At 66.6% G+C, this 26,339-nt stretch carries 27 protein-coding genes and 1 other RNA gene; 15 read left to right on the top strand and 13 right to left on the bottom strand.

Annotated elements, in window-relative coordinates; genetic code table 11:
- Positions 1-53 precede the first annotated feature (53 nt).
- Positions 54-749, top strand: a complete 696-nt coding sequence (locus N5E02_RS02650) for an OmpA family lipoprotein (protein WP_005416156.1) — start codon at positions 54-56, stop codon at positions 747-749.
- Between the two features lie 202 nt (positions 750-951).
- On the opposite strand, the gene N5E02_RS02645 is transcribed toward N5E02_RS02650, so the two are convergent.
- A complete protein-coding gene (locus tag N5E02_RS02645; protein WP_005416157.1) occupies positions 952-1,983 on the bottom strand; it encodes a LysR family transcriptional regulator in 1,032 nt (343 codons plus the stop codon).
- Between the two features lie 147 nt (positions 1,984-2,130).
- Between N5E02_RS02645 and N5E02_RS02640 the strand changes: the two genes are divergently transcribed.
- The 6 genes from N5E02_RS02640 to N5E02_RS02615 all read left to right on the top strand — a co-directional run bounded on the left by N5E02_RS02640 (position 2,131) and on the right by N5E02_RS02615 (position 9,955).
- Complete coding sequence (locus tag N5E02_RS02640) at positions 2,131-2,358, top strand: hypothetical protein (RefSeq protein ID WP_049414419.1); 228 nt, start codon at positions 2,131-2,133, stop codon at positions 2,356-2,358.
- Positions 2,355-3,125, top strand: a complete 771-nt coding sequence (locus N5E02_RS02635) for an SDR family NAD(P)-dependent oxidoreductase (RefSeq protein ID WP_053499154.1) — start codon at positions 2,355-2,357, stop codon at positions 3,123-3,125. The genes N5E02_RS02640 and N5E02_RS02635 overlap by 4 nt, the downstream gene beginning before the upstream one ends.
- Positions 3,126-3,216: 91 nt before the next feature.
- The gene (locus N5E02_RS02630) at positions 3,217-4,440 is read left to right on the top strand and encodes an efflux RND transporter periplasmic adaptor subunit (protein ID WP_032954097.1); all 1,224 of its coding nucleotides are present in this window, start codon (positions 3,217-3,219) and stop codon (positions 4,438-4,440) included.
- Positions 4,441-4,567: 127 nt separating this feature from the next.
- Positions 4,568-7,738 (top strand): multidrug efflux RND transporter permease subunit, encoded by a 3,171-nt coding sequence (locus N5E02_RS02625; RefSeq protein ID WP_005409111.1) that lies wholly within the window; start codon positions 4,568-4,570, stop codon positions 7,736-7,738.
- A gap of 64 nt (positions 7,739-7,802) precedes the next feature.
- Positions 7,803-8,540 carry an SDR family oxidoreductase gene (locus N5E02_RS02620; protein ID WP_005416162.1) on the top strand — a complete coding sequence of 246 codons (738 nt, stop codon included), beginning with the start codon at positions 7,803-7,805 and terminating at the stop codon, positions 8,538-8,540.
- Complete coding sequence (locus N5E02_RS02615) at positions 8,534-9,955, top strand: efflux transporter outer membrane subunit (RefSeq protein WP_065185200.1); 1,422 nt, start codon at positions 8,534-8,536, stop codon at positions 9,953-9,955. The genes N5E02_RS02620 and N5E02_RS02615 overlap by 7 nt, the downstream gene beginning before the upstream one ends.
- A gap of 42 nt (positions 9,956-9,997) precedes the next feature.
- Here the strand turns inward: N5E02_RS02615 and N5E02_RS02610 are convergent, their stop codons facing one another.
- Positions 9,998-10,375, bottom strand: a complete 378-nt coding sequence (locus tag N5E02_RS02610) for a VOC family protein (RefSeq protein ID WP_005416164.1) — start codon at positions 10,373-10,375, stop codon at positions 9,998-10,000.
- A gap of 142 nt (positions 10,376-10,517) precedes the next feature.
- Here N5E02_RS02610 and N5E02_RS02605 point away from each other — a divergent pair, with 142 nt between their 5' ends.
- Positions 10,518-10,781, top strand: coding sequence for a hypothetical protein (locus tag N5E02_RS02605; RefSeq protein WP_049414598.1), 264 nt, complete (start codon positions 10,518-10,520; stop codon positions 10,779-10,781).
- A gap of 19 nt (positions 10,782-10,800) precedes the next feature.
- Here the strand turns inward: N5E02_RS02605 and N5E02_RS02600 are convergent, their stop codons facing one another.
- The 3 genes from N5E02_RS02600 to hchA form a co-directional block, all read right to left on the bottom strand.
- Positions 10,801-11,658, bottom strand: coding sequence for an endonuclease/exonuclease/phosphatase family protein (locus tag N5E02_RS02600; protein WP_005416166.1), 858 nt, complete (start codon positions 11,656-11,658; stop codon positions 10,801-10,803).
- A 240-nt stretch (positions 11,659-11,898) separates the two neighbouring features.
- Positions 11,899-12,603 (bottom strand): PA1136 family autoinducer-binding transcriptional regulator, encoded by a 705-nt coding sequence (locus N5E02_RS02595; RefSeq protein ID WP_262090848.1) that lies wholly within the window; start codon positions 12,601-12,603, stop codon positions 11,899-11,901.
- Between the two features lie 4 nt (positions 12,604-12,607).
- Entirely contained in the window at positions 12,608-13,480 is an 873-nt protein-coding gene (gene hchA, locus N5E02_RS02590) for a glyoxalase III HchA (protein WP_053499139.1), read from the bottom strand.
- 379 nt (positions 13,481-13,859) lie between these two features.
- Between hchA and N5E02_RS02585 the strand changes: the two genes are divergently transcribed.
- Entirely contained in the window at positions 13,860-15,083 is a 1,224-nt protein-coding gene (locus N5E02_RS02585; protein ID WP_231109031.1) for a cytochrome P450, read from the top strand.
- Positions 15,084-15,100: 17 nt separating this feature from the next.
- Here N5E02_RS02585 and N5E02_RS02580 read toward each other — a convergent pair whose 3' ends face one another.
- Positions 15,101-17,122, bottom strand: a complete 2,022-nt coding sequence (locus tag N5E02_RS02580; RefSeq protein ID WP_279945797.1) for an alpha/beta fold hydrolase — start codon at positions 17,120-17,122, stop codon at positions 15,101-15,103.
- Between the two features lie 146 nt (positions 17,123-17,268).
- Between N5E02_RS02580 and N5E02_RS02575 the strand changes: the two genes are divergently transcribed.
- A complete protein-coding gene (locus N5E02_RS02575; protein ID WP_065179498.1) occupies positions 17,269-17,730 on the top strand; it encodes an isoprenylcysteine carboxylmethyltransferase family protein in 462 nt (153 codons plus the stop codon).
- 14 nt (positions 17,731-17,744) lie between these two features.
- On the opposite strand, the gene N5E02_RS02570 is transcribed toward N5E02_RS02575, so the two are convergent.
- Both N5E02_RS02570 and ssrA read right to left on the bottom strand, forming a co-directional pair.
- Positions 17,745-18,227: a hypothetical protein gene (locus N5E02_RS02570; RefSeq protein ID WP_065179480.1), complete on the bottom strand. Its 483-nt coding sequence runs from the start codon at positions 18,225-18,227 to the stop codon at positions 17,745-17,747.
- Between the two features lie 158 nt (positions 18,228-18,385).
- Positions 18,386-18,739, bottom strand: a transfer-messenger RNA (tmRNA) gene (ssrA, locus tag N5E02_RS02565).
- A gap of 220 nt (positions 18,740-18,959) precedes the next feature.
- Between ssrA and N5E02_RS02560 the strand changes: the two genes are divergently transcribed.
- Positions 18,960-19,532, top strand: a complete 573-nt coding sequence (locus N5E02_RS02560) for a hypothetical protein (protein ID WP_065179671.1) — start codon at positions 18,960-18,962, stop codon at positions 19,530-19,532.
- Between the two features lie 28 nt (positions 19,533-19,560).
- On the opposite strand, the gene N5E02_RS02555 is transcribed toward N5E02_RS02560, so the two are convergent.
- Positions 19,561-19,992, bottom strand: coding sequence for a GNAT family N-acetyltransferase (locus N5E02_RS02555; RefSeq protein WP_065179670.1), 432 nt, complete (start codon positions 19,990-19,992; stop codon positions 19,561-19,563).
- A complete protein-coding gene (gene smpB, locus N5E02_RS02550; protein WP_005416174.1) occupies positions 19,989-20,492 on the bottom strand; it encodes an SsrA-binding protein SmpB in 504 nt (167 codons plus the stop codon). The genes N5E02_RS02555 and smpB overlap by 4 nt, the downstream gene beginning before the upstream one ends.
- Positions 20,493-20,549: 57 nt before the next feature.
- Between smpB and N5E02_RS02545 the strand changes: the two genes are divergently transcribed.
- Both N5E02_RS02545 and N5E02_RS02540 read left to right on the top strand, forming a co-directional pair.
- Positions 20,550-20,975: a type II toxin-antitoxin system RatA family toxin gene (locus tag N5E02_RS02545; protein WP_005416175.1), complete on the top strand. Its 426-nt coding sequence runs from the start codon at positions 20,550-20,552 to the stop codon at positions 20,973-20,975.
- 3 nt (positions 20,976-20,978) lie between these two features.
- On the top strand, positions 20,979-21,236 hold the full coding sequence (locus tag N5E02_RS02540) for an RnfH family protein (RefSeq protein ID WP_005416176.1): 258 nt from the start codon (positions 20,979-20,981) through the stop codon (positions 21,234-21,236).
- A gap of 34 nt (positions 21,237-21,270) precedes the next feature.
- On the opposite strand, the gene bamE is transcribed toward N5E02_RS02540, so the two are convergent.
- Positions 21,271-21,663 (bottom strand): outer membrane protein assembly factor BamE, encoded by a 393-nt coding sequence (gene bamE, locus N5E02_RS02535; RefSeq protein WP_005409234.1) that lies wholly within the window; start codon positions 21,661-21,663, stop codon positions 21,271-21,273.
- A gap of 103 nt (positions 21,664-21,766) precedes the next feature.
- Here bamE and fur point away from each other — a divergent pair, with 103 nt between their 5' ends.
- On the top strand, positions 21,767-22,174 hold the full coding sequence (gene fur, locus N5E02_RS02530; RefSeq protein ID WP_005409235.1) for a ferric iron uptake transcriptional regulator: 408 nt from the start codon (positions 21,767-21,769) through the stop codon (positions 22,172-22,174).
- 62 nt (positions 22,175-22,236) lie between these two features.
- Here the strand turns inward: fur and N5E02_RS02525 are convergent, their stop codons facing one another.
- A complete protein-coding gene (locus N5E02_RS02525; RefSeq protein WP_065185195.1) occupies positions 22,237-23,493 on the bottom strand; it encodes an SGNH/GDSL hydrolase family protein in 1,257 nt (418 codons plus the stop codon).
- A gap of 97 nt (positions 23,494-23,590) precedes the next feature.
- Here N5E02_RS02525 and N5E02_RS02520 point away from each other — a divergent pair, with 97 nt between their 5' ends.
- Positions 23,591-24,508, top strand: coding sequence for a LysR family transcriptional regulator (locus N5E02_RS02520; RefSeq protein WP_065185194.1), 918 nt, complete (start codon positions 23,591-23,593; stop codon positions 24,506-24,508).
- A gap of 134 nt (positions 24,509-24,642) precedes the next feature.
- Here N5E02_RS02520 and recN read toward each other — a convergent pair whose 3' ends face one another.
- Positions 24,643-26,304: a DNA repair protein RecN gene (recN, locus tag N5E02_RS02515; protein ID WP_065185193.1), complete on the bottom strand. Its 1,662-nt coding sequence runs from the start codon at positions 26,302-26,304 to the stop codon at positions 24,643-24,645.
- Positions 26,305-26,339 lie beyond the last annotated feature (35 nt).

Here is a 26,339-nt window from a genome sequence, read left to right as displayed (position 1 = left end):
TATCCTCTCTGCGCCCGCAAGCCGCCGGCCGACCGGAAACCAAGGAGAACCTCATGATCCGCAACACCACCCGCAACGTCGCACTGGCCCTGATGAGTGCGGCCGTCCTGTCGGCCTGCGCCACCGGCGGCTCCTATGTGCAGAGTGACCAGTACGGCAACCCGACCGAACAGCAGAACCGGACCGGCCGCAACGCGCTGATCGGTACGGCCATCGGCGTGGCGGCCGGCCTGCTGACCGGCGACAGTGCTACCGAGCGGCGCCAGCACGCGCTGATCGGTGCCGGTATCGGCGCACTCAGCGGTGCCGCCGTCGGCCAGTACCAGGATCGCCAGGAACGTGCACTGCGCGAGCGCACCGCCAACACCGGCATCGATGTGCAGCGCCAGGGCGACAACATCATGCTGAACCTGCCGGACGGCATCACCTTCGACTTCGGCAAGGCGACCCTGAAGCCGCAGTTCTATGGCTCGCTCAACGGCGTGGCCGGTACGCTGCGTGAGTACAACCAGACCATGATCGAGGTGGTTGGCCACACCGACAGCATCGGCAGCGACGCAGTCAACAATCGCCTGTCGAAGGAACGCGCCGACTCGGTCGCGCAGTACCTGATCGGCCAGGGCGTGCAGAGCGTGCGTATCGAAACGCTGGGCGCCGGCAAGGCGTACCCGATTGCCGACAACAGCACCGATGCCGGCCGCGCCAAGAACCGCCGCGTCGAAATTCGCGTGATTCCGCTCAAGCAATAACGCGTAGCGTTACTGCTTGAGCCGGTCCGGCCATCGGCCGGAGCGAAAATGCCGCCCTTGCAGGCGGCATTTTTGTGGGTGCCGAGCGTTGCTCGGCACACCGACAGCGCATGTAGAGTCGAGCCGGGCTCGACTCCCTCTGTAAACCATGCCGACCAAGGTCGGCATCTACCAGGAGATGGGTAGGCGCTCTTGTTGCAGGTTACGCCGCCGAAGCGGCCACCTTCTCCAGGATCCGCTTGCCACTGCTTTCCAGCGCGGCATCTTCCTGTGCCTTCTGCTGCTGTGCCAGCTTCGCGCCGGGGCACTGCGCCAGCATGTAGTTGGCATCGAAGTTGAGCTTCTCGACCAGGAAGTCGACAAACGCACGCACCTTCGGCGAGACCAGGCGGCCGCCGGCGAACACGGCATTGAAGTCCACTTCCGGGCCGGTCCAGCCGGCCAGCACGCGGCGCACCATGCCCGATTCGACGAACGGCTTGGCCATCACATCACCGGTCAGCAGCAGGCCTTCGCCACAGACCAATGCACCATTCAACGCAGACATGTCGTTGGCGGTCATCAGCGGGGTGACCGGGAAATCGCGCAGCTCGCCGCCGTTCTCGCCCAGCTGCCAGGTGAAGCGCGGCGAATTGCCGGTGTGGTACGGCTTGCGCATCGCCAGGATGCGATGGAACTGCAGCTCTTCCGGATGCAGCGGTTCGCCATAGCGCTCAATGTAGGCCGGGCTGGCGAACACCTGCGTGCGCAGGCTGCCCAGCTTGCGCGCGACCAGATTGGAATCGGGCAGGGCACCCACGCGCAGCGCCAGGTCCGCTTCACCGGCGATCAGGTCCAGCTTCTCGTTGCCCATGTGCATGTCCAGGCGGATCTCTGGATACTGCGCATGGAACTGGCCCAGCAGTGGCGCAATCCAGGTGATGCCGATCGAGTAGGGCACAGTGAAGCGCAGCCAGCCGCGCGGGCCGGACTGCAGCTGGCTCACCGCGCTTTCGGCCTCTTCAAGCTCGCGTGCGATGCGCTGGCAATGTTCGTGGTAGATCGAACCGGCTTCGGTCAGGCCGAGGCGGCGCGTGGTCCGGTGCAGCAGGCGCGCGCCCAGGCGCGTTTCCAGCTCCTGCACTTTGCGGCTGACCGTGGTCTTGGGCAGGCCGAGCGATTTGGCAGCGGCAATGAAGCTGCCTTGCTCGACCACTTTGACGAAGATCAGCGTCTCGTTGAGATCGTGGGACATGGTCGGGGATCCTGGACGTCGGGGATGGGACAATCGTGACAGAACGATTGGACCGGGAGCGGGATGATTATTCCCCTTAATCAGGACTAATCAAGTAAAGGTTTGAGGTCTATCGTGGCGCCATTCGTTAATTGGAGCCCGTCCGCCATGAGCCTGCGCAACATTCTTGCCCGACTCCGGAACGCCGGCCAGAACACCCTGGACCTGGCGATGACCGTCGAAGCCCGTCCGAGTTCCTTGGTACACAAGGACTTTCGTGAGTTTACCGCGCCCATGCGTCAGCAGCGTGGCGGTGCCATCCGCCTGGTCCCGCACAAGGGCGACCGCCTGCGTCGAATTGGGACTATCCCGGATTTGGGAGGAAATGTCCCGTGAATGGGATACTGACGCCCGAAGTCCTGGTCCTTGGCGGTACCGGTGCCGTCGGCCAGGGCGTGGTCGGCGCGTTGCTGGAAGCCGGCAGCCCGGTGCTGGTGGTTGGCCGCGATCCGGGCCGGCTGGCCGCGCTGCACGAGCAGTTCGCGGATGAGCCCGGACTGGAGACGCTGCTGGGCTCGCTCAGCGACGACGGCTCGGCGCGCGCGTTGGCCGAGCGCATCGCGCAGCGCCCGCGTCCGCTGGCGGCGGTGATCGCGGCAATGGGTGGCCCCTACCGTCGCGGCCGGGTGATCGACCGCAACGGCGATGAGCTGCTGGGCGCGATGCAGGCCGACCTGATGCCGCACGTGCACGCCGTGCGCCACCTGCTGCCGCTGTTGCAGGACAACGTGCATGCGCGCCGCTACGTGATGATCGGCAGCCCGGCCAACGCCAAGCCCTGGGCGGGCTACGGCGAGACCTCGATCACCACCGCCGCACTGCGCATGTACGCGCAGGTGGTGCACCAGGAAGCGCAGGCGCTGGGCGTGCGCGCGCAGATGCTGGAAGTCTGCAGCCCGGTGTGTACCCCGGCCAACGCGGCCAATGCCTGCATCGAGTGGCCCAGCTCGCTGCTGGTCGGTCGTCGTGTGGTCTCCCTGCTTGATGGGTGCCGCGACAACCGCGCCATCGTCCGCTGCGACAGCAGCGATGCCGAATTGCCGCGTGGCCTGCTGCACCTGGAAGTTCCTCCGCTGTGGCGCGACACCGCAGGCATCGCTTGACCTCGACCATGGTTGAGGTCGCAGTATTCGCCGCCGATTTTTGCAACACGTTCCCATATCGCTGTACCACCCCTCCGTACGGATGCATGCCATGACTTCCCCCAATACCACCCCACATCGTTTCGGACATCGCATTGCGATGGCCGGCGTGTCGATCCTCGCCGCGGCCGTGCTTGCAGCCTGCAGCGGCGGCCATGCCGAAGAAGCCGGTGCACCGCCGCCGCCGCAGGTCAGCGCCGCGCCGGTACTGGTCAAGCAGGTCAGCCAGTGGGACGAGTTCAGTGGCCGCGTCGAAGCGGTGCAGAGCGTTGAACTGCGTCCGCGCGTGTCCGGTTACATCGACAAGGTCAACTACGTCGAAGGCCAGGAAGTGAAGAAGGGCGAAGTGCTCTTCACCATCGACGCGCGCAGTTACCAGGCCGAGTACGATCGGGCGGCCGCCGAACTGGCCCGCGCCCGTACCCAGGCCACGCTGGCCCGCAGCGAGTCCGAGCGCGCCAAGCGGCTGTCCGAGCAGCAGGCGATCTCCACCGAGACCGCCGAGCAGCGCCGTGCGGCTGCCGACCAGTCCGGCGCCGCCGTGCAGGCCGCGCAGGCAGCATTGGATGCAGCCCGCCTCAATCTTGAGTTCACCAAGGTACGGGCACCGATCGACGGCCGTGCCGGCCGCGCGATGGTCACCGCCGGCAACCTGGTCACCGCCGGCGACAGCGCCAGCGTGCTGACCACGCTGGTCTCGCTGGACACGGTGTTCGTCTACTTCGATGCTGACGAAAGCACCTTCCTGCGCTACGCCCAGATGGCACGCAAGGGCGAGCGCCCGAGCGAGCGTGACAGCGCGCTGCCGGTGAAGGTCGGCCTGTCCGGTGAAGAAGGCTACCCGCACACCGGCAAGGTCGACTTCCTCGACAACCAGGTGGCCCGCAGTACCGGGACCATCCGCGTCCGTGCGCTGCTGGACAACGCCGATCGCCAGTTCACGCCGGGCCTGTTCGCCCGCGTGCAGCTGCTTGGCAGCGGCCAGTTCCAGGCGCTGCTGATCGATGACAAGGCCGTGCTGACCGACCAGGACCGCAAGTATGTGTACGTTGTCGACAAGGATGGCAAGGCCCAGCGCCGCGACATCCAGCTTGGCCGCACCGCTGAAGGCCTGCGTATCGTCGAGCACGGCCTGGCGGCAGGAGACAAGGTGATCATCGACGGCGTGCAGAAGGTCTTCATGCCGGGCATGCCGGTGCAGGCCAAGGCCGTGGCAATGCAGCCGCAGGCCGTGCCGGCACCGGGCCGCGATGCCACCGCCGCACTGAACAACTGATCCGCCGTCTCCTGATCCGCGTCCCCGCTTAGCTGCCGGCGCCAGCGGCAGCCTTCCCTGCCTTCGTCGTATCGGCGAGGGGCAGGGTGGCTGTTGCCCGCCGAATGCCTTTCCCAGGAATTCCTCCATGGACTTTTCCCGTTTCTTCATCGACAGGCCGATCTTCGCGGCGGTGCTGTCGATCGTGATCTTCGCCGCAGGCCTGATCACGATTCCAATCCTGCCGATCAGCGAGTACCCCGAAGTGGTGCCGCCGTCGGTGGTCGTGCGCACGGTCTATCCGGGCGCCAACCCCAAGGTCATTGCCGAGACCGTCGCCACACCGCTCGAAGAGGCCATCAACGGCGTCGAAGGCATGATGTACCTGAAGTCGGTGGCCGGCTCGGACGGCGTGCTGCAGATGACCGTCACCTTCCGCCCGGGCACGGACCCGGACGCAGCGGCGGTGAAGGTGCAGAACCGCGTGGCGCAGGCGCAGGCGCGCCTGCCCGAGGACGTGCGCCGGCAGGGCGTGACCACCCAGAAGCAGTCGCCGACCTTCCTGATGGTGGTGCACCTGACCTCCCCGCAAGGCAAGTACGACACCCTGTACCTGCGCAACTACGCCCGCCTGCACGTCAAGGATGCACTGGCGCGCATTCCGGGCGTCGGTGATGCGCAGATCTTCGGTGGTGGCGACTACGCCATGCGCGCCTGGCTGGATCCGGACAAGGTGGCTTCGCGCGGCCTGACCGCCAGCGACGTGGTGCGCGCCATGCGCGAGCAGAACGTGCAGGTGTCAGCCGGCCAGCTCGGCGCCGAACCGCTGCCGGACAGCAAGTTCCTGACCCTGATCAATGCCCAGGGCCGACTGAAGACCGAAAAGGAATTTGGCGACATCGTGCTCAAGAGCGGCACCGATGGCGAGATCGTGCGCCTGTCCGACGTGGCCCGCCTGGAGCTGGGTGCGGGCGACTACACCCTGCGCTCGCAGCTGGACGGCAAGAACGCGGTCGGTATCGGCATCTTCCAGTCGCCAGGTGCGAACGCGCTGGAAATCCGTGACCAGGTCATCTCGACGATGGACGAGATGCAGAAGACCATGCCGGCCGACGTGAAGTACGAAGCCGTGTATGACACCACCATCTTCGTGCGTGACTCGATCAAGGCCGTGGTCTCCACGCTGCTGGAAGCGATCGCGCTGGTGGTGCTGGTGGTGATCCTGTTCCTGCAGACCTGGCGTGCCTCGATCATCCCGTTGATCGCGGTGCCGGTGTCGGTGGTGGGTACCTTCGCCGCGCTGTACCTGCTGGGCTTCTCGATCAATACGCTGAGCCTGTTCGGCCTGGTGCTGGCGATCGGCATCGTGGTCGACGACGCGATCGTGGTGGTGGAGAACGTCGAGCGCAACATCGAGGAAGGCCTGTCGCCCACCGCCGCGGCCCACCAGGCCATGCGCGAAGTGTCCGGCCCGATCGTGGCGATCGCGTTGGTGCTGTGTGCCGTGTTCGTGCCGATGGCGTTCCTGTCCGGTGTCACCGGCCAGTTCTACAAGCAGTTCGCGGTCACCATCGCCATCTCCACGGTGATCTCGGCGATCAACTCACTGACCCTGTCGCCGGCCCTGGCCGCGCGCCTGCTGAAGGCCCACGGCGCACCGAAGGATGGCCCGAGCCGCCTGATCGACCGCCTGTTCGGGTGGGTATTCCGCCCGTTCAACCGCTTCTTCAAGTCCAGCTCGGAGAAGTACGAGCGTGGCGTGGCCCGCATCCTCGGCCGACGTGGCGCGGTGTTCGTGGTCTACGCGATCCTGCTGGTCGGTACCGGCGTGATCTTCAAGCTGGTGCCGCCGGGCTTCATCCCGACCCAGGACAAGCTGTACCTGATCGCCGGCGTGAAGCTGCCGGAAGGTTCGTCGATCGCGCGTACCGATGAAATGCTGCGCAAGGTGGCCAAGATCGCCCAGGAAACCGATGGCGTGGCCCACACCATCTCGTTCCCGGGCCTGAACGCGCTGCAGTTCACCAATACGCCCAATACCGGTGTGGCGTTCATTCCGCTCAAGCCCTTCGCCGAGCGTCATGGCCGTACCGCTGCGCAGATCAATGCCGAGATCAACCAGAAGATCGCCGGCCTGCAGGAAGGCTTCGCCTTCGCGATGATGCCGCCGCCGATCCTCGGCCTGGGCAACGGCAACGGCTACCAGATGTTCATCGAGGACCGCGGCAACCTGGGCTACGGCGCGCTGCAGAATGCGGTGCAGGCGATGCAGGGCACCGTGGCGCAGACGCCGGGCATGGCCTTCCCGATTTCCAGCTACCAGGCCAACGTGCCGCAGCTGGATGCCGAGGTCGACCGCGTCAAGGCCAAGGCACAGGGCGTGCAGCTCACCGAACTGTTCGACACCCTGCAGACCTACCTGGGTTCGGCCTACGTCAACGACTTCAACCAGTTCGGTCGTACCTGGCAGGTGATCGCCCAGGCAGACGGTCCGTTCCGCGAGACGGTCGAGGACATCGGCAAGCTGCGTACCCGCAACGACCGCGGCGAGATGGTGCCGATCGGTTCGATGGTCACCATCAAGCAGACCTTCGGCCCGGACCCGGTGCTGCGCTTCAATGGCTACCCGGCAGCGGACCTGGCCGGTGAAGCCGACCCGCGCCTGCTGTCCTCGGCCGAGGCGATGACCAAGCTGACCGAGATCGCCGGCAAGGTGCTGCCGGTGGGCATGACCACCGAATGGACCGACCTGAGCTACCAGCAGGCGACCCAGGGCAAAGCCGCCTTCATCGTGTTCCCGGTGGCGATCATGCTGGCCTTCCTGGTGCTGGCCGCGCTGTACGAGAGCTGGTCGCTGCCGCTGGCGGTGATCCTGATCGTGCCGATGACCCTACTGTCCGCGCTGTTCGGCGTGTGGTTGACCGGTGGTGACAACAACGTGTTCGTGCAGGTCGGCCTGGTGGTGCTGATGGGCCTGGCGTGCAAGAACGCGATCCTGATCGTCGAATTCGCCAGAGAGCTGGAGATGGGCGGCAAGGGCATCGTTGAAGCGGCATTGGAAGCCTGCCGCCTGCGTCTGCGCCCGATCGTGATGACCTCCATCGCGTTCATCGCCGGCACCGTGCCGCTGGTGTTGTCGCACGGTGCAGGCGCCGAGGTGCGCTCGGTGACCGGTATCACCGTGTTCGCCGGCATGCTGGGCGTGACCCTGTTCGGCCTGTTCCTCACCCCGGTGTTCTACGTGGCCCTGCGCAAGTTCGTCACCCGCAACGGTGGTGGACAGCTGGTGCAGCACGGCGAGCCGACCATCCACCACTGATATGGAACCCCGTCGCCGCCGGTCATTGGCCGGTGGCGGCTTTCCCCTCACAAGGCATGCATCCATGAACACCCATCAGAACAAGATCGCGCTGGTCACCGGCGCCACCCGTGGCATCGGCCTGGAAACTGTGCGCCAGCTGGCCCAGGCTGGCGTGCACACGCTGCTGGCCGGTCGCAAGCGTGAGACCGCCGTGGAGCTGGCACTGAAGCTGCAGGCTGAAGGCCTGCCGGTCGAAGCCCTGCAACTGGACGTGACCGACGCGGCCAGCATCGCCGAAGCGGTCGAGCAGGTGCGCCAGCGCCATGGTCGTCTCGACATCCTGGTCAACAACGCCGGCATCATGATCGAGAACCCGGCGCAGGCACCGTCGGAACAGTCACTCGATACCTGGAAGCGCACTTTCGACACCAACGTGTATGCGCTGGTGGCGGTCACCCAGGCCTTCCTGCCGCTGGTCAAGCAGGCCAAGTCCGGGCGCATCGTCAACGTATCGAGCATGCTCGGCTCGCAGACCCTGCACGCCGACCCGGCGTCGGGCATCTACGATTTCAAGATCCCGGCCTACAATGCCTCCAAGGCGGCGGTGAACAGCTGGACCTTGAGTCTGGCCTACGAACTGCGCAATACCCCGATCAAGGTCAACACCGTGCATCCGGGTTACGTGAAGACCGACATGAACGGCGGCAACGGCGAAATCGAAATCAGCGAAGGCGCACGTTCCAGCGTGGAAATGGCGTTGATCGGTGAATCCGGCGCCAGCGGCAGCTTCACCTACCTGGGCGAGGTGCTGCCATGGTGATCCGCACGTTGGCGATGGCCGTCTCCAGCCTGGTGCTGGCAGGCTGTGTCAGCGTCGGCCCCAACTACAAGGCGCCGATGCAGGAGCCGGTGGTCCTCCAGAGCGCACAGCAGCCGGTGTTCAGTACCGCTTCGCCGGTCGCCAGCTGGTGGGCGCAGTTCGATGATCCGGTGCTGGAACAGCTGGTGCACGGCGCACTGTCGGACAACCTGGACCTTCGCGTGGCCGTGGCCCGCGTCAGCCAGGCCCGCGCGGTGTTCGTGGAAAGCCGCCTCGACCAGGCTCCGCACGTCACCGCTGGCGGCAGCTACGACCGCCGCAAGCAACCCGATCCGCAGCTGGGTGGGCAGCGGGTGTTCAGTGAAAGCTACCAGCTCGGCTTCGACGCCGGCTGGGAGCTGGATCTGTTCGGCCGCAAGCGCCGTGCTGCTGAAGCCGCACGCGCCGACCTCGGTGCCGAGCAGGCCAACCTGGCCGATGCGCAGGTCCTGATCGCCGCTGAAGTGGCACGCAACTACTTCGAGCTGCGTGGTACGCAGAAGCGCATCGCGGTGGCCCAGCACACGCTGGAAAACCTGCGCGATACGCAGAAGCTGACCGAGGCGCGCTGGCAGCTGGGCGCAGGCAGCGAGCTGGATGTGCAGAGCAGCCGTGCCCGCCTGAAGGCGATCGAGGCTGACATCCCGTTGCTGGAAGTGGCCGAGGCGCAGTCGCGCAACCGGCTGGCCGTGCTGCTCGGCCAGCGCCCGGAAGTGCTGACTGACATGCTCGCGCCGCACGACGTACCGGCCTTCGCCAAGGCACTGCCGCTGGGCGATACCCGCGAACTGCTGCGCCAGCGTGCCGACGTGCGCGTGGCCGAGCGTCGCCTGGCGGCTGCGACCGCACGCGTGGGCGTGGCCACGGCGGACCTGTTCCCGCGGTTGTCGCTGTCCGGCTTCGTCGGGTTCCTCGGTGGCGATGCCAGCGGCCTGGTCAATGGCAACAACAAGGCCTGGTCGCTGACCCCATCGCTGACCTGGGCGGCATTCGACTTCGGCACCGTGCGTGCACGCCTGCGCGCCAGCAAGGCTGAAGCCGAAGGCGTGGCCGCGCAGTATGAGCAGGCGGTACTGCTGGCCCTGGAAGACACCGAGAACGCGCTGACCCGCTATTCCAAGCAGCAGGCACGGTTGGCGATCGTGGTCGAGCAGGCGCAGGCGGCACGGCGTGCCGAATCGCTGGCGCAGATCCGTTATCGCGAGGGCTCGGAGGACTTCCTGACCCTGCTGGATGCGCAGCGCACGCAGCTGGCAGCCGATGATGCGTTGGCGGCGGCCGAGTCCGAGGTCAACGTCAGCGTGGTGGGCGTGTACAAGGCGCTGGGCGGCTGGGGGCAATCACCGCAGCAACCGAGCGTGGCGCAGGTGCCCTGACGCCGGGGGGACGGAGGCCGTGGCTTCCGTCCCCTTGCTCTTTCAGGGCCACTGATTGGCCGGCACCTCGCGCTCGCGCATGCGCACGATGCAGAAGCGATGGCCGGTCGGTGCTTCCATCACCCACCAGCGCTTGACGAAGCCTATCCGTCGCGCGCCGAGCTTCTCCAGGCGGTCGGCCTCGGCATCGATGTCGTCGCTCTCGATGTCCAGATGCACCCGTGACGGGTGATCGACCCGCTGGACTTCAACGTCCAGGCCCGCCGGTGCGCCCAGCAGGTCGGCATACTCGGCGCCCCCTTCGGCACGCGCCGCCTGTGCCTGCAGACCGAGCGCGGCGGCCCAGAAACGGGCGCCTTCGTCGGCGGGAAGGTCCTGGCAGTCGATGATGAATCCTGCCAGCCGGCTCTGGTGTGCCATGTGCTGCTCCGCAGTTCGAGGGGTACGCGGCAGGGTAGCGCGGTGCATTCCGCGTACGTCTTCACCTTCGTGACGTTTCTGACTCTGCCGGATTGCGGGCTCGCCGTGTAACTAGTGGGTCAGGCACTCGGGAGGACAGGCAATGGCGGACGGAAGGCGGGATACCCAACGGATGTTGTTCGGCGATCCGGGTCCACCGGGTGCGGGTCTGTCAGTGGCGGTCGTGGTGCTGCTGGTGCTGGCGACGATGGCCGCAGCGGTCGGTTTCCTGCGCCTGCAGGATTCGATGCTGGGGCTGGGCCTGATCGGCGTCGCCGTGTTCCTGGCGATAGGGGCCCGCATCTGCCAGGCGCGCGATCAGCATCAGGCCCTGTATCGCCTGCTGTCGCGGCAGCCGCCGCTGTAGCTGCGGCTGCCGTGCGGGGTCAGTGCTTCGGCCAGTCCAGTTCGACCACCAGCGGGAAATGATCCGATGGCAGCACGCCATCGATGCGGCGGTCATCGGTCAGGAAGCTGCGCGCGCGGAAACCGCGCACCAGCACCCAGTCCAGCTGCGCGGTGGCCTTGCCAGTGAAATCGTGGAAGGTCAGTCGCGGGCCCTGCGGTGTCTTCACCTGGGCACGGGTGTCGTGCAGTACGCGGGTGAATGCCTTGTAGGTGTCGCCGCCGGGTTCGCTGTTGAAGTCACCGGTCAGCACCACCGGCAGGTCGGCCGCCAGGCCGGCCACGCGCCTGCCGATCAGCTCGGCACCCTTCACCCGGCGTGGTTCGTCCTCGTCGCGGTAGGGCAGGTGGGTATCCATGAAATAGAAGCGGCGGCCGTCATCGATGCGGCGGAACAGCGCCCAGGTGACCATGCGTGGATACAGGTTGCCCCAGGTGATGCTGCCGGGCACATCGGGCGTATCAGACAGCCAGAAGTTGCCTGATTCCTCGATCGCCAGCACCTTGCTGTCGTAGAACACGCCCATGTGCTCGTCGCCGCTGCCGCCGCGGCGGCCCTCGCCGAACCAGCGGTATCCGGGCAGGTGCTGGGCAAGGTAATCGGCCTGCTCCTGCACCAGCTCCTGGGTACCGATCACCGCTGGGTGCGCGTCGAGGATGACCTTCACCATCGCATCGCGACGGTCGGGCCAGCGCTTGCCGGGTTCGGTATCGGCCGGGGTGCGCACATTGAACGACATCACCTTCAACGGCGCAGGGGCTGCGGCCCAGGCGCTGGTCAGAGGCAGGGCAAGCGCCAGCAGCGCAGACAGCGCGGGGCGACGGAAACGCGACAACATCGTGGAATCCCTCCATTCCATGAAAACGGTTTCACAGAGCATGCCACGAATGCGAGGGCAGCGTTATGCAGGGATGGGTGGCTCGCGGATGCCGGGCGGGCGATGAACGCCCCGCCCGGTGGACCGCGCACCGGCGATCACGGGTCGTAGCTCATCCCGTCGCCTGCCTTCTGCAATCGCGCAGATGCACAGGGCGTATGCCGCACGCTGATCAGGCAGCAGGAAGTGCCTCCATCCTGATCAATCTTCAATCTCGCCACGGCGGCCTGCCGCGCGCACTGCCTGCGCGGTGGTGGCCACGCCCAGTCGTTGCCGCGCTCGCCGCAGGTGGTTCTCAACCGTGCGCGCAGACAGCCCCAGCGTGGCCGCTATCTCTGCCTGGCGCCGTCCAGCGGCGACCCAGCGCAGCACCTCGCGTTCGCGTGCGCTCAGCGCGCCCGCGCGGGTGTCGACCGGTGCTTCGGCAAGCCGCCGCGCCGCACGGAAGGCGGAGGTGCCGACCATGTCCAGCAGCACACGCGCGCTGGCGGACGCATCAATCGAGGTGCCGGCGAAGCTGACCGCGCCTTCCAGACCGGTCGGGCCGAACACTGGAACCTGCAGCCCATGCAGGCCATCGCCGCGCGGCTGCTTCACCACCACATAGCGTTCGCCGCGCACGCCCTGGCGCTTGCTCCAGAAGAACGGCGCAGTGCTGTCCAGTACATGGCGGTTGACCGGGCAGGCGTGCAGGTAGCGGGCGAGCCCGGTGGCGCTGCCGTCGTCGAACCAGTCACCTTCGATCCAGTACACGCGCTGTGCGCCGCGCTCCAGCCCGGTTCCGGTGGCAAACACCAACAGGCGGTCGTAGCCCAAGGGTGAGGCGGCGGCGCGCAGCACGCCGCCCACCGCCGGCAATGACCGCGCCTGTTCCAGTTCCAGCAGCGCGGGCACCAGCGCAGGCATTGGCTCAGCGCCCCGCCAGCGCATCGAGCAGCGTACGCGCGGCCAGCTTGCCCAACGCGTTGCCGGCCAGCGGACTGTCGCCGGTCAGCAGCAGGCGATCCTGCAGCACGCTGCCATCGATGCCCTCATTGACGATCTGCACCCCCTGCTGGGCCAGCCGTTCACCGAAGAACCAACGCAGCTGCCCGGGCATGTAGCCGATCCCCGGTGTCTGCCGGTCCATTGCGTCGGGGAAGGCACAGATGCGGTAGCCACGGAACAGCGAGGCACCCTCGGCGTCGTCGACGCCCGCCGCCAGCAGCGCCGCCGGGCCATGGCAGAGGGTGATGATGTGGCGCTGCTCGGCCATGGCCCATTGCAGCGCGGCCTTCACCGCCGCGCTCTCCGGCAGGCCGATCAATGCGCCGTGCCCACCGGGAATGAAGACGGCGGCGTAGTCCGAATCGGCGCCCAGGCCGGCCACCACCTGATCCAGCTGCAACGGCTGGCGGAAGCGTTCCTGGTAGCGTTCGTACAGGGCGCCGATCTCGCTGTCCTCGTGTGGGAAGGCCCACCATTCGAACTTGACGGCGTTGCCGGACAGCGTCGCCACGTCGATGTCGAAGCCGGCCTTGTCCAGGTGGTACATCGGCAGCAGGGTTTCCACCGGATGGTTACCGGTGGAGAACAGGTGGCCATTGGCGGTCGGCAGATAGCGCTCGTCGGCGGCGATCATCAGCACCTTCCAGCGGCCATCGCGGCGCGCATCCGGATAGTCGGCGCCGGACAGGTCGCTCTTGGGCGAGGTGAACTGCGACAGCGAATACGGCGACGGGAAGAAGGCATCGCGCTCGGCCGGATCGGGGCTGGGCTGGCGGCTGGGCTCTTGCGTGTTCATGCAGACCTCCGTTGGGGGAAAGTGAGCCCAGCATAGGAGGCTGCGTGCGCAGGCGCGATGAGGGATTCCCCTCAATCGGCCGCAACCCGGATGCTGCAGCGCGCCACCCGGCCGGTTGGACAGTGGGATTATGTCGTGTTATCTAGCCAGTGCCGGGATAATCCCGGCATAACCACACAGCAAGCAAAGGAATGAAAATGAAAAGATTCGCCCGAGCATTGCGCGTCACTCTGAATATTCATCCGAACGAAAAGAGCAGCGTGTGGAATACCTGGCCGCTGTGGGTCGAATTCTGATCCTGCCAGCCAAACCCGCGATTGAGCGGTAGCAAGACGAAGGGACTCGTCTTTCGAGTCCCTTCCTGCCGGAGACGCACTGCATGCAAGGGATGTCGAATGAAGGCAGCGCCATTGCTGCCGAGCGCCTGGCTGCGCGCGTGGAGCGCGAAGGGCCTGTGCTGAAGCTGGAAACCGGTGGAATCGGGGTGTTCTGCCCGGAGCTTGCCGGCAAGGTCGACAAGGAAAATTCCGAGCAGCTGTACGTCGTCGAGTCGCTGGCCGACCTGTTCCGCCGTCACGAGCGCGTGCGCTGGACCGAAGTGCGCAGCCTGATCGCCACCCGTAGTGCTGAGCTCACCGGAGCACAGACCCTGGAGGCACTGCAGTCGCGCATGAGGCAAGCTCTGGATGGGGTGTGCGGCCATGCGCTGGATGCCACGCCGGCGGTGTGGAAAGTGATGGCCCATCCCTTGATCCCGCTGGTGATCGACGGGCTCGATGCCCGCGGCACCGCAGCCATCGAACGCGCCCTGCATCTGCGCTACACCACCCAGGTCGAGCAGGTCATCCATCGGCGCCACCTGCTGCGCAACTTCCTCATCGGCCGTGCCGAATCACGGGCGATTGCCGCGGAACTCAAGCACCGTGTCCGCAGCGGACGTTCGGCGCTGGATTACGCGCAGTCATTGCTGAGCCTGCGAGAGCGCATCGGCCTGGACAAGGTCACCTACCTGGTCACCGTGCAGCTGATCGCCATTTCCGGCGTGCCCGGCATGATGGCCGCCTGCCTGCTGCTGGCGATGCAGATGCATCCACACTGGCGCCAGCGCATCGAGGAGGAATTCGCGCCGCTCTCGGAGGCGGAGATCCACGCGCTGCCGATGGCCAGGATTCCCTGCACGATGCGCTTCCTGAAGGAAGTGATGCGGCTGTACTCCACGCCCTTCAACAACCGCCGGGTGGCTGCCTGCGATCTGCAGGTGGAAGGGCAGGCCATCGCCGAAGGTACGGTCTTCGAGCTGAGCTCGTTCATCCAGCACCGCTCGGCGAAGTACTGGGATGACCCGCTGCAGTTCGATCCCGATCGCTGGTTGCCCGAACGGCGCAAGCGTACCGCCGGCATCTATGTGCCTTATGGCTTCCCCACGCGTTCCTGCGTGGGATCGGCGGTCGGCAATGCACAGCTGGTATTGCTGTGCGCGCTGCTGGCACGCGAGTTCCGCTTCACCCCCAGCGCCGACTATCGGCCCGAGGTGCGCATGGAGGGCTTTGCGATTCCGGCGGCGCTGCATGGCACGTTCTCGCGGCGTACGGCCGGTGCCTGATCTGTCGGGACGGCGGCTTACTTTCCCATTCGCCCGTGTGCCTGCATGTCCTCATGCAGGATCCGCCGCAGCTCGACGATGGCCGGCGTAGCTTCCTGCACGCTGTGTCCGGACACGATCACCTTCTCCGAATCCGCGTGCGGCAGGTGCGAACTCCAGTAGGGCACCAGCCCGTCATCGGTCTTCTCAAGTGGGCCATCGGCCTTGGCGCGGGCGATGATCGAGTGGTAGTGCACCTTCGGTGACATCGGCAGGTCAGCCACGGCGCGGACGAACGGGTCGTCCTTGTCCAGGTTCTGGATGCTGTTCATCTGGTAGCCGTGCTTGCCGTCATTGCGGTCGATCTGGCCGTCGTTGGCGATGGTGGCGACGTCTTCCAGCACGGTCAGTGGCAACCGCACCAGTCGGCCGATCCACCGGCCGAGGCGGGTGCCCGCCACGTCGGTACCGCGATGCGGCGTGGCGATGAACACCACGCGGGACACTTCCGGTTCTGGCAGGAAGGTCAGCACCGGTGCGCCTTTGGTGCGCAGCAGTTCGCGCTGGGCGGGCGTCATCTGCGCGGTGGCCAGCAGGGTGTCGACCAGGTGGTCGCCGGAGGAGGAGATCATCAACCGTGCGATCACCCCGCCCATGCTGTGCCCCACCAGCACCATGTCATGCGAGGCCTGCGCCTTGCCGCTGGGGTCGAAGTGCTTGAACGCTTCAGCCAGCGTGTGGCGCATCGCATCGTGGCTCATCGCGATGGGCATGTTGGTCGGGTAATAGAACTGCCAGACCTGGAACTCCCGGCGGATCTCGTCGTCGCGCAGCAGTTCGTTGGCCACGTTGACCCAGGCTTCCGGACTGCTGGCCAGGCCATGGATCATCAGCAGCACGCGACGGTTCGGGTCGTAGGGCTGCATCATGTACAGGTGCGGCGTGTCGATGCCGCCCTTGCCACCGAACAGCGTGCGCAACGACTGTCGGCTGAAGTTGGAGCGGGCCAGCCACAGCGCATAGCCGGCAGTGAAGTTGGCCGCCAGTGGCACCTGCTGGCCGTGCAGGGTCACTTCCGAAACCTGGTAGGGATCGTGGATCTCCAGCTCCGGCTCGTCATCGTGCAGCACCTCCCACAGGTTGTTCCCCGAGAAGCGCAGCAGCACCGTCATCGATGGCGAGGGCATCTCGCTCCAGCTCTGCGTGGCCGAAGTGCTGGCCTGCGTTGCCTGCGCCGCTGCCCGAAGCGTGGTGGCCGTGCTGCCGGCCGGGTCATCCATCACCGCCACCAGCTCGGCACCGAAGCCATCGCGGCGATGCACGCTGCGCAGCGTACCGGTGAACGACAGCGAGGCGGCGGGTACCAGCTCGCTGGGGGTACGCTGGTCCAGCGCCGATGCTTGGTCTGAAGGGGCCAGCACGAAGGTCCAGCGGCCCAGCTGGAAATGGCTGGCCTGGCCGTGCACGCGCCCGGTGGCATACGCGTTGTACAGCTGCACCGAGGCTTCCTGCACCGCCAGGTTGTAGTAGTCGCGCACCTGGGTCTGGCGGTCTTCGAAACCACGCTGGTTGGCGGTGCGCTCGGTGAAGAACAGATAGGCATAGGCCTGGCGCGCGACCTGCATCCACGCATCGAGGCGTGGCTGGAAGTCGGCATCCAGCTCGGTGACTGCGGTCTTGGCGCGGCCGGATGCCGAGTACTCGCGCTTTGGCGCCGGCAGGGTCATCGCATACTGCAGCCACAACTCGGCCAGGCTGGAGCGCTTGTCTTCCTCGCGCACCACGATGCTGCTTTCCATGGCCTCGATGCAGGGCAGGCCGGGCTTGGCACAGACGCCCTCATCGAGCCCGGCCACGCGCAGGGTCTCAATGGTCGCCGCGCTGAGCTTGCCGGAGGTCAGGATGTCACCGCGCTTGAGCGCGATGTACTGGCCGGGCGTGACCGAGGCAACCTGCACCGACGGCCCGAACTGGCGCAGCGTCGCGCAGCCGCCCAGGGTGAGCAGCACGGTGATGATGAGGGTCGTGCGGCCGATGAAGCCCAAGCCCGTGGTAGCCATGCGATCCTCCTGCGCGGTGGCGCCACTCTAGCGGTGGGCCCGTCAAAGCGGAATAGACCGGACGGTCGGTTTGGGCCTGGCCGCCTTGGGTGATTCAGCCATTCCCGTGTGACACTGCGGCCAATGGAAAGGACACGGTGATCGCGATGGTCTGGCTGGAAACCCGTATTCCCCCGCCCGTGGTAATGCTGCTGTTCGCCGCTATGGGCTTTGCAGCACGCTGGCTGTGGCCGGGTTTGCACCTTCGGGTGCCGGTGCCGGTTCTGCTGGCAGGGGTGACGGTGACGCTGGGTGTCGTGCTCAACTTGCTGCCCAAGATCTCTTTCCGACGCGCCGGTACCACCGTCAATCCTCTGCGACCTTCGGCGTCGAGCGCGCTGGTTACCAGCGGAATCTATCGCCGCACCCGAAACCCGATGTATCTCGGCCAGGCGCTGGTCCTGTTTGGTGCCATGGTGTACCTGCAGAACCTGATCGCGCTGCTGGTGGTGCCGCTGTTCCTGGCGTACATCACTTGGCTGCAGATCCTGCCGGAGGAGCGGGCACTGATGGTCCGCTTTCCCGAGGCGTACGCGCAGTACCGTCATCGCGTGCCACGCTGGCTGTAGCGTCGGCTACGCCATCAGCGGCTGATCTGGCACTTCACCGCAGCCGAATAGCCCTCGTAGTCGTCACCCGCGATCACGTGCAGGGTGTGGCGCTTGTCGATGCGCTTCACGTAGGAAGGTTCCTCGGTATTGGCATGCTCGTTGACCTCGGTCACCGACCAGGCCCTGGCCAGGCGCTTGGGATCGACGCCGTTCAAGTACACGAAGAGGCCTTTCTCGCCTTCGGCCACATTCACATCGGCACTGCTGACCGTGCCGCCAAACAGCGCGACCGGCTTGTCCTCCGGCTCGAACGTGCCGCCCGGCTTCTTGGCCAGGCCGGCCGCCTGCAGCGCATCGATGGCGTCGGCCGCACTGAAATCCGAGCCTGCCTTGCAGGCCAGCAGCGCCTCCAGCGTGGCGATGCCGGGCGGCGCGATGGCCGGGGCTGCGGCGTGCGTGGCTGGGGCTGCGGCGAGCGCGGTGAGGAGCAGGGACATCGCGAGGGGGGCTTTCATGGCAGATCCTTCTGGCGGTCGCGGATGGAGGGACTGCTGTGTTGGAGGTGTCATCCCGATTATGCGCCACACCTCCTGCGCGACGTGCAGGCACAAAAAAGCCGGAACCCCAGTTGACGGGAGATCCGGCTTCTTGCGGCCTCGACAGGCCTTACAGATGGTGGAGGTGGGCGGAATTGAACCGCCGTCCGAAGGCACTCCATCCCCAGCACTACATGCTTAGCTCACCGTTGGATCTCGTCCCCGAACAGCACGGTGCGCAAAGCGCATCCGGGAACCAGCCTGTTGTGTTCTAGTGCCGGACTGACAGGCAGCCGTCCAGCGCGATTCCATGATAGTGACTCTACACCGCGAGCATGGACACAAGCGGTTTCGAGGCTTAGGCCTTAAGCGGCCAGAGCGTAGTTGTCGTCGTTGGCAACTAGAGTTTTGCAGCTGGATTTACGAGGAAAGCTACCCCCTCGGCATGCGCCAGGCGACTTCACAACCCCCGTCGAAACCAATGCACCCCCGGTTTCTTCAAGTTCTGCAAGGTACAAGGCCTGTTTCGTGTCGCCACGGTCAGTGCCTGCCCAACAGTGGCAATGCTACGGCAAAACAGCTGAACAGTCACCTTCGCAATCCACAACAAGTTGTAGAGCCTCCGTCATCGCGGATTGGTAACGTCATTGGCACGAATTTGCGACACACTGAAGACGACCATCCGAGCCAGGACAGACACGGAGACTGTGGGTGACCGAGGCAAGCCAACAACGCAGCCTGCGACAGCTGGTCGGACCCGTCGGGGCCGACTACCAGCGACGGGCATTGCCCCCTGGCTGGGTCTGGGCCGTGCTGGGCGCGCTGCTGGCGGCCACCTGCCTGACCGAACTGCCGGCCACAGCGGCCGCAGCACTGGTCGCCAGTGCGGTGGTGGTGCACTGGTCGCAGCGCGGTCGCATCCATTGGCTGGGCTGGCGCCTGCCGGGCCTGGCGGTGTTGGCGGCCCTGCTGTGGGGGCCGGAAGTGCTGTCGCAGTGGTTCGAGCACGGGCTGGCCGTGGTCCTGATGTCGCTGGCCAGCCTCAGCATCGGCGTGCATGTGTGGCAGTCGCGGCAGATGGCGCAGCAGCTCCAGGGCGCGGCCGATTCGATGGATGACGCCCAGTTGCTGGCCCTGCTGCCGGCCGACGCAGCCCAGCTGGCGCAGCGGTGGCGCGCCGGCGATGACCGGCATGCGCCCGAACTGGCGGTGGTGATGCATCTGGCCGTGATGCACGCCGCGCTGGCACCGCGCATGCGCGGGCAGGGCGTGCTGGCGGGGTGACCGGCAGGCAACTCCAGCGCCGACACGACTACGACCCCGACAACGTCTTGCGCAGGTAGATCCGCTCGTGACCGGGTGGGCAGTCGGGCAGTCGCCCATACACGGTGTAGCCCTGCCGCAGGTAGAAGGCTTCGGCCTGCCAGTCGAAGGTATCCAGCATCACGCTGCGGGCGCCATGGCGGTGCGCAACGGCTTCTGCTTCCGCCAGCAGGCGCTGGCCGATGCCTCGCCCGCGCAGTTCCGGGTCCACCCACAGCACATGCACCTGCAGCCAGCCGGCACAGACGTCGGCCAGCACGCCGCCGCGCAGCGTGCCGTGCTCGTCATGCCAGGCCAGGCGGACTGGGGTCTCATCGAACGCATCGCCGCCGTGGGCCTGGTTGAAGGCCAGCAGGCGCGCGCACAACGTGCGCGTTTCATCGGCGCTGGCAGTCGCCATGGCGCCCATGGGAGTGATCATGCGTCGCGGTTGCCGCGACGCATCACGCGCTGCTTCTCGATCGCCCAGTCGCGGTCCTTGGCGGCATCGCGCTTGTCGTGGGTCTGCTTGCCCTTGGCCAGCGCGACTTCGAGCTTGATCTTGTTCTTGCTCCAGTACATCGCAGTGGGCACGATCGTGTAGCCATCGCGCTCGACCTTGCCGATCAGCTTGTCGATCTCGTTCCGGTGCAGCAGCAGCTTGCGCTCGCGCCGGTCATTGGCCACCACGTGGGTGGAGGCCTGGATCAACGGGGTGATCTGTGCACCGATCAGGTAGATCTCGCCGCGCTTCACATAGGCGTAGGCATCGATGATGTTGCCACGGCCTGCGCGGATCGACTTGACCTCCCAGCCCTGCAGGGCGAGGCCGGCCTCGAAGCGCTCTTCGATGTGGTATTCGTGGCGGGCACGCTTGTTCAACGCGATGGTTTTGTTGGCCGTCGCGCTCTTTGCTTTATCCTTGCCGCTGTTCTTGCTCATTTCCGTATTGTCTCCGATTCGGGCCCGCCCGGTCGATTGCCGAAACGTCCTGTATTCATGCCTACTATCCGCCGCAGCGCCCTGGTCGAACATTCGGCCGCGCGCATGTTCGACCTGGTCAACGACGTCCAGGCCTATCCGCGCCGTTTCCGCTGGTGCTCTGCTGCCCAGATCGTTGAGGAGGGCGAGGACCGCCTGGTGGCGCGACTGGACCTGGGCCTGGGCTCGTTCAGCACATGGTTCCAGACCGAGAACACCCTGCAGCGCCCGCACAGCATTGATATGCAGCTGCGCGATGGCCCGTTCAAGCAGCTGCACGGCCGCTGGGAATTCCATGCGCTGGCCGAGGATGCCTGCAAGGTCACCCTGACCCTGGAGTTCGAACCCAGCTCGCGCCTGCTCGGTCCGGCGCTGGCGATCGGCTTCCAAGGGCTGGCCGATCGCATGGTCAACGATTTCGTCCGCGTCGCCGACGAGGGCTGAGCGATGATCGAGGTCGAGGTGGTGCTGGCCTGGCCGCAGCGGGTGCTGTCGCGCCGCTTGCAGCTGGAAGAAGGTGCGACCGTGGCCGACGCCATTGCCGCCGCCGCGCTGGAAGGCAGTGCCGATTGCCCCGCCGTCGCCGTTCATGGTGTGCTGGCTCGCCCGCAGCAGGCACTGCTGGAAGGTGATCGCATCGAGTTGCTGCGCCCGTTGCTGGCCGACCCCAAGGACAACCGCCGGCGTCGCGCACTCGGCGGTTGATTCCGGCAGCCGTACCTGCGGACGGGCAGGGGGCTCAGCGGCCCTTCTTCTTCTTGTCCTTCGGCAGGTTGCGGCCGAACTGGCGCACGGTCTGCTGGGCCAGGGCCTTGTCGTTGCCCGGGAAGTAATCGCCTTCCCAGCGGGTCACGGTGTCATTCTCGAAGAACACCACGAAGTTCTTCACTTCGGTACGACCCAGGCGGTTCACGCGCTGGCTGGAGGTGTAGTCCCAACGCTGGGCGTGGAACGGGTCGGGAATGGACGGGGTGCCCAGCAGCGCGGTGACCTGCTGCTTGCTCTGCCCGACCTGCAGCTTGGCCACGGCATCTTCCCGGATCAGGTTGCCCTGATAGATGGGTTGCTTGTAGATGATGCCGCACCCGGTGGTGGACAGGGCGACGGCGGCGACCAACAGGAGATTGCGCATCGGGACTGGCGGTTGGGGAAATCAAACCGATGATACACTCCCGGCGTGCCACCGCGACCCAATCCGAGGCAGCTGGCGCTAAATCGCCAATGAACGGAGACCTATGGAAACCCACGACCTGCGTAAAGTCGGCCTGAAGGTGACCCATCCGCGGATGCGGATCCTGGCGCTGCTCGAGCAGCGCAATGCCCAGCACCACATGACCGCCGAAGACATCTACCGCCAGCTGCTGGAGCACGGCGACGAGATCGGCCTGGCCACGGTGTACCGGGTGCTGACCCAGTTCGAGGCCGCCGGCCTCGTGCTCAAGCACAATTTCGAGGGCGGCCAGGCGGTCTACGAACTGGACCGTGGCGGCCACCACGACCACATGGTCGACGTGGACAGTGGCAAGATCATCGAGTTCGAAAGCCACGAGATCGAGGAACTGCAGCGCAAGATCGCCGCAGACCATGGCTACGAGCTGGAAGAGCACTCGCTGGTGCTGTACGTGCGCAAGAAGCGCAAGTAATCCGTTCCGGCCAGCTGGATGCGACGAAACCCCGGGCCTGCCCGGGGTTTTTCGTTGATGGGTCAGAGCCCTTTCCGTTCAGGTAAGGGATCCGACCCCTTGCGGCCCAGCAGGATCTCCAGGTCCACCGCCTCAGCCATGGCCCGGTTGCCGGCATCACCCGGGTGGAGGTGGTCGCCGGAGTCGTAGGCCACGGCCATCCGTGAGGGATCGGCCGGGTCGCGCAGCGCCGCGTCCAGGTCGATCACCGCGTCGAACGGGCTGTCCGTGCGCAGCCAGGCATTGAGCTGGCGGCGCAGGGTGTCCTTGTCCGGTTGGTAGTAGTCGTCCAGCGGCGTGCCGGGCAGGGCGCCAGCGAACGGTGGCAAGGTAGCGCCCACGATCCGCACACCTCGGCGGCGGGCCTGTTCTGCCAGCGCGCGATACCCCGCCTGCAGCTCGCTCAGCGTGGGTCGGGCCTGGTTGCGGGCGAATGCGGTACCTGGCCAGCTGATGTCATTGATGCCGATCAGCACGATCACACTGGATACCGCAGGCTGGTCCAGCGCGTCGCGCCGGAAGCGGACCAGGGCGGATTCACCCATGCCGTCGCGCAGCAGCCGCCCCCCGGAAATGCCGGCGTTCACCACGGCTATGCCCCGCGCTGCCAGGAGCGCGGCCAGATGATCGGTCCAGCGCTGGTCCTGGTCGAGGCTGGCGGTGGCACCGTCGGTGATCGAATCCCCGATCACCACCACGCTGCGCGCGTCGGTGTCGGCCTCGACGTCAATTCCGGTCAGCAGCAGGCGGGCGGTGGTGCTGCTGGCTGCGCTCAGGGCCTGGGCCCGGCTCTGGTCGCCAGGGGCGATCCAGCTGGTCTGGCGGCCTTCCCAATGGAACGTCTGAACGGTTGCCGGCCCCGGCACAAAGACGCTGACCTGCAATGCCTGGCGGTCATCCGTGGCCAGCGGGAGCGGATCGCTCAGCTGTTCCTGACCGGGCCCGATCAACACCCCGGGCTGGCCGCCGAAGCTGAGCGGTTGCGGGATGGCGCCCGCGCGTGCGGCCACGCTGGCCGCCCCGATCCGCAGCGGCCGGGTGCCGTAGGCATTGCTCAGCCGCACCCGCAGCCGCGGGCCGCCCAGGCTGACACGCACCGTCTGGCGGAAGGTCTGGTCCTGCAGCGTGGCCGGGACCAGGGTCGGGAACAGGAAATCCGCGTTCCAGACCGGCTGCGGGCTGGCCTGCCAGCTGGCGACCCAGTGCGGGGCGGATGCGGCACTGGCGGCGCCGGACACGGCGAGCAGGGCGGTGGTGGTGAGCTGGCTCAAGCGGTTCATCGGGCAGTCCCGAGTGGAGGGACCGCCATGGTGATTCCGTGCTTATCTGTGAACTAGACTGCGCACGGACAATCATCTGTGAACTGGATTCATCGCCATGGCGCGACCCGACATCAACCGATCCGGCGAACTGGAAGTGTTCGTGCGGGTGATCGAGACCGGTGGCTTTTCCGCTGCGGCCCGCACGCTGGACATGACGCCGTCGGCGGTCAGCAAGCTGGTGGCGCGGCTGGAGCAACGGCTGGGCACGCGCCTGCTGCAACGCTCCACCCGCCAGCTGCAGCTGACCCCGGAAGGCTGCGCGTTCTACGAGCGTGGCCTGCGCGTGCTGGCCGACCTGGACGAGGCCGAGCGTTGTGCCAGCGCCCATGCCGAGCCGCGCGGGCGGCTACGGGTCAACTCCAACGTGCCGTTTGGCCGCCATTTCCTGTTGCCGCTGCTGCCGGCGTTTCTTGAGCGTAACCCGCAGGTGGGCGTGGACCTGACCCTCAACGACGAGGTGATCGACCTGCTGGAGCAGCGCACCGATGTGGCAGTGCGGGCCGGGCCCCTGAAGAGCTCCAGTCTGGTGGCGCGACGGCTGGGCGCGACGCGGATGATGATCGTGGCTGCACCGGCCTACGCGCAGCGGCACGGGCTGCCACGCACTGCCGAGGAGCTGCAGTCGCACAACCGGCTGGACATAGGCCATGCCCGTGCGATGCAGGGGTGGCCGTTGCTGCAGGAGGGGCGCGAGCGGATGCTGCTGCCCAGTGGCAATGCCCGCGCCAGCAACGGCGATGCGCTGCGCCAGCTGGTGCTGGGCGGGCTGGGCATGGCGCGGCTGGCGGCATTCCAGGTGCAGGAGGACATTGCTGCCGGGCGCTTGCTGCCGGTGCTGGAAGAGGCCAATCCCGGTGACCTGGAAGAGGTGCACGCGGTGTTCCTCGGGCAGGGCGGTTACCTGCCGCTGCGGGTGCGCGCGTTCCTCGATTTCCTGGTGGAGAACGTGGATCTGGCGCGGCCGTTGGGGTGATACGGGTAGTGCCGGCCGCTGGCCGGCAACCTCACGATCATCGTCCACCGGTGTTGGGTTGCCGGCCAGCGGCCGGCACTACCGTGCGGGTGGGTTGTAGATCCACGCCATGCGTGGATAGCCGTGAACAGGCCTCAGGCCTGCAGCAGCTTGCGGGCGGCGGCGCGCGCTTCCTTGCTCACTTCCACGCCGCCGAGCATGCGCGCCAGCTCTTCTTCGCGCGCCTTGTTGTCCAGCTTTTCCACTGCGCTCTGGGTCATGCCTTCCACCGGGGCCTTGCTGACCCGGTAATGGGCGTGGCCCTTGGAGGCGACCTGCGGTAGGTGGGTCACGCACAGTACCTGGCGCTTCTCGCCGAGCGCGCGCAGCTTCTGGCCGACGATGTCAGCCACCGCGCCGCCGATGCCGGAGTCGACCTCGTCAAACACCATGGTCGGCACCGCATCCAGGTCCAGCGCGGCCACTTCGATGGCCAGCGAAATACGTGACAGTTCACCGCCCGAGGCCACCTTGCGCAGGGCGCGCGGCGGTTGACCGGCGTTGGCCGCCACCAGGAACTCGACGCGCTCGGCACCCTGCGGGTCGGGCTTGCCGCTGTCCTGTGGCTCCAGTTCGATCAGGAACTGGCCGCCGCCCATGCCGAGCTCGGCGATGATGCCGGTGGTGGTGGCCGACAGTTCGGCAGCAGCGCTGCGGCGGCTGGCGGTCAGCACTTCAGCCTGTACGCGCCAGGCGGCGGCGGCCTTGTCGATCTCGCCGGCCAGGCGCTGCAGGCGCTCGTCGGCGCCACGCAGCTGCTCCACTTCGGCATGCATGCGCTCGCGCTGCGCGCCCAGTTCGTCCATCGGCACGCGGTGCTTGCGGGCCAGGTCGTGCAGGCGGCCGAGGCGGCGCTCGTTCTCCTCGAACTGTTCCGGGTCGGCATCCAGATCGTCGTGCACGCGATCAAGCAGCGACAGGGCTTCGTGCAGCTGGATCGAGGCGTTCTCGATCAGGCCGTCCACTTCGCCCAGGCGCGGGTCGTGCTCGATCAGGCGCGACAGCTCGTGGCGCACCTGCTGCAGCAGGTCCAGCGCAGAGCTGCCGTCATCGCCGTTGAGCTGGTTGCTGGCTGCCTGGCAGGCGCTCAGCAGGGCGCTGGCGTGGGCCTGGCGACGGTGGCTGGCGCCAAGCGCGGCAATCGATTCCGGCTCAAGGTCCTCGCGGTCCAGTTCGCGCAGCTGGTGCTCCAGGAAGCCGATCCGGTCACTGACGTCGCCCTGTTGCGACAACGCCAGCGATTCATCGACCAGTGCCTGCCAGGCCGCGGCGGCGTGGCGCACCTGGCGGCGCTCGTTCTCGTTGCCGGCATAGGCATCCAGCAGGGCCAGCTGCGACGGGCGCGCCAGCAGCGCCTGTTGTTCATGCTGGCCGTGGATCTCCACCAGCAGCGAGGCCAGGTCGCCCAGCTGTGCCAGTGTCACCGGGCGGCCATTGATCCAGGCTCGCGAGCCGCCGTCGGCGCGGATCACGCGGCGCAGCTGGCATTGGTCCTCGTCGTCCAGCTCGTTGTCGGCCAGCCACTGGCGGGCGGCCTGCAGCTGCTCCAGCGCGAACTCGGCGGAAAGCTCGGCGCGTGCGGCACCATGGCGGACCACGCCGCTGTCAGCGCGCAGGCCGGACAGGAAGCCCAGTGCGTCGACCATCAGCGACTTGCCGGCGCCAGTCTCGCCTGAAACCACGGTCATGCCTGGCCCGAACTCCAGTTCGGTGGCGCGGACGACGGCGAAATCCTTGATCGAAAGATGTCTGAGCATGGGTAAGGGGGTGTCAGCAGCCGCGCAACGCTAGC

Origin of the sequence: Stenotrophomonas sp. GD03777, assembly GCF_029842485.1 — a bacterium.
Classification (GTDB): Bacteria; Pseudomonadota; Gammaproteobacteria; order Xanthomonadales; family Xanthomonadaceae; genus Stenotrophomonas; species Stenotrophomonas sepilia.
The sequence above is the reverse complement of the archived record's forward strand: the minus strand, read 5'-3'. Positions and strand labels throughout refer to the sequence as shown.

Bases quoted from the DNA above. Each gene is read 5' to 3' on its own strand.
- fur (WP_005409235.1), top strand. From the start codon at position 21,767: ATGGAAACCCACGACCTGCGTAAAGTCGGCCTGAAGGTGACCCATCCG.
- N5E02_RS02585 (WP_231109031.1), top strand. From the start codon at position 13,860: ATGCAAGGGATGTCGAATGAAGGCAGCGCCATTGCTGCCGAGCGCCTG.
- N5E02_RS02620 (WP_005416162.1), top strand. From the start codon at position 7,803: ATGAACACCCATCAGAACAAGATCGCGCTGGTCACCGGCGCCACCCGT.
- N5E02_RS02645 (WP_005416157.1), bottom strand. From the start codon at position 1,983: ATGTCCCACGATCTCAACGAGACGCTGATCTTCGTCAAAGTGGTCGAG.
- N5E02_RS02595 (WP_262090848.1), bottom strand. From the start codon at position 12,603: ATGCCTGCGCTGGTGCCCGCGCTGCTGGAACTGGAACAGGCGCGGTCA.
- N5E02_RS02540 (WP_005416176.1), top strand. From the start codon at position 20,979: ATGATCGAGGTCGAGGTGGTGCTGGCCTGGCCGCAGCGGGTGCTGTCG.
- recN (WP_065185193.1), bottom strand. From the start codon at position 26,304: ATGCTCAGACATCTTTCGATCAAGGATTTCGCCGTCGTCCGCGCCACC.
- N5E02_RS02545 (WP_005416175.1), top strand. From the start codon at position 20,550: ATGCCTACTATCCGCCGCAGCGCCCTGGTCGAACATTCGGCCGCGCGC.
- N5E02_RS02605 (WP_049414598.1), top strand. From the start codon at position 10,518: ATGGCGGACGGAAGGCGGGATACCCAACGGATGTTGTTCGGCGATCCG.
- N5E02_RS02625 (WP_005409111.1), top strand. From the start codon at position 4,568: ATGGACTTTTCCCGTTTCTTCATCGACAGGCCGATCTTCGCGGCGGTG.
- N5E02_RS02650 (WP_005416156.1), top strand. From the start codon at position 54: ATGATCCGCAACACCACCCGCAACGTCGCACTGGCCCTGATGAGTGCG.
- N5E02_RS02600 (WP_005416166.1), bottom strand. From the start codon at position 11,658: ATGTTGTCGCGTTTCCGTCGCCCCGCGCTGTCTGCGCTGCTGGCGCTT.
- N5E02_RS02615 (WP_065185200.1), top strand. From the start codon at position 8,534: ATGGTGATCCGCACGTTGGCGATGGCCGTCTCCAGCCTGGTGCTGGCA.
- N5E02_RS02520 (WP_065185194.1), top strand. From the start codon at position 23,591: ATGGCGCGACCCGACATCAACCGATCCGGCGAACTGGAAGTGTTCGTG.
- N5E02_RS02630 (WP_032954097.1), top strand. From the start codon at position 3,217: ATGACTTCCCCCAATACCACCCCACATCGTTTCGGACATCGCATTGCG.
- N5E02_RS02610 (WP_005416164.1), bottom strand. From the start codon at position 10,375: ATGGCACACCAGAGCCGGCTGGCAGGATTCATCATCGACTGCCAGGAC.
- N5E02_RS02525 (WP_065185195.1), bottom strand. From the start codon at position 23,493: ATGAACCGCTTGAGCCAGCTCACCACCACCGCCCTGCTCGCCGTGTCC.
- N5E02_RS02575 (WP_065179498.1), top strand. From the start codon at position 17,269: ATGGTCTGGCTGGAAACCCGTATTCCCCCGCCCGTGGTAATGCTGCTG.
- N5E02_RS02580 (WP_279945797.1), bottom strand. From the start codon at position 17,122: ATGGCTACCACGGGCTTGGGCTTCATCGGCCGCACGACCCTCATCATC.
- N5E02_RS02570 (WP_065179480.1), bottom strand. From the start codon at position 18,227: ATGAAAGCCCCCCTCGCGATGTCCCTGCTCCTCACCGCGCTCGCCGCA.
- bamE (WP_005409234.1), bottom strand. From the start codon at position 21,663: ATGCGCAATCTCCTGTTGGTCGCCGCCGTCGCCCTGTCCACCACCGGG.
- smpB (WP_005416174.1), bottom strand. From the start codon at position 20,492: ATGAGCAAGAACAGCGGCAAGGATAAAGCAAAGAGCGCGACGGCCAAC.
- N5E02_RS02555 (WP_065179670.1), bottom strand. From the start codon at position 19,992: ATGATCACTCCCATGGGCGCCATGGCGACTGCCAGCGCCGATGAAACG.
- hchA (WP_053499139.1), bottom strand. From the start codon at position 13,480: ATGAACACGCAAGAGCCCAGCCGCCAGCCCAGCCCCGATCCGGCCGAG.
- N5E02_RS02640 (WP_049414419.1), top strand. From the start codon at position 2,131: ATGAGCCTGCGCAACATTCTTGCCCGACTCCGGAACGCCGGCCAGAAC.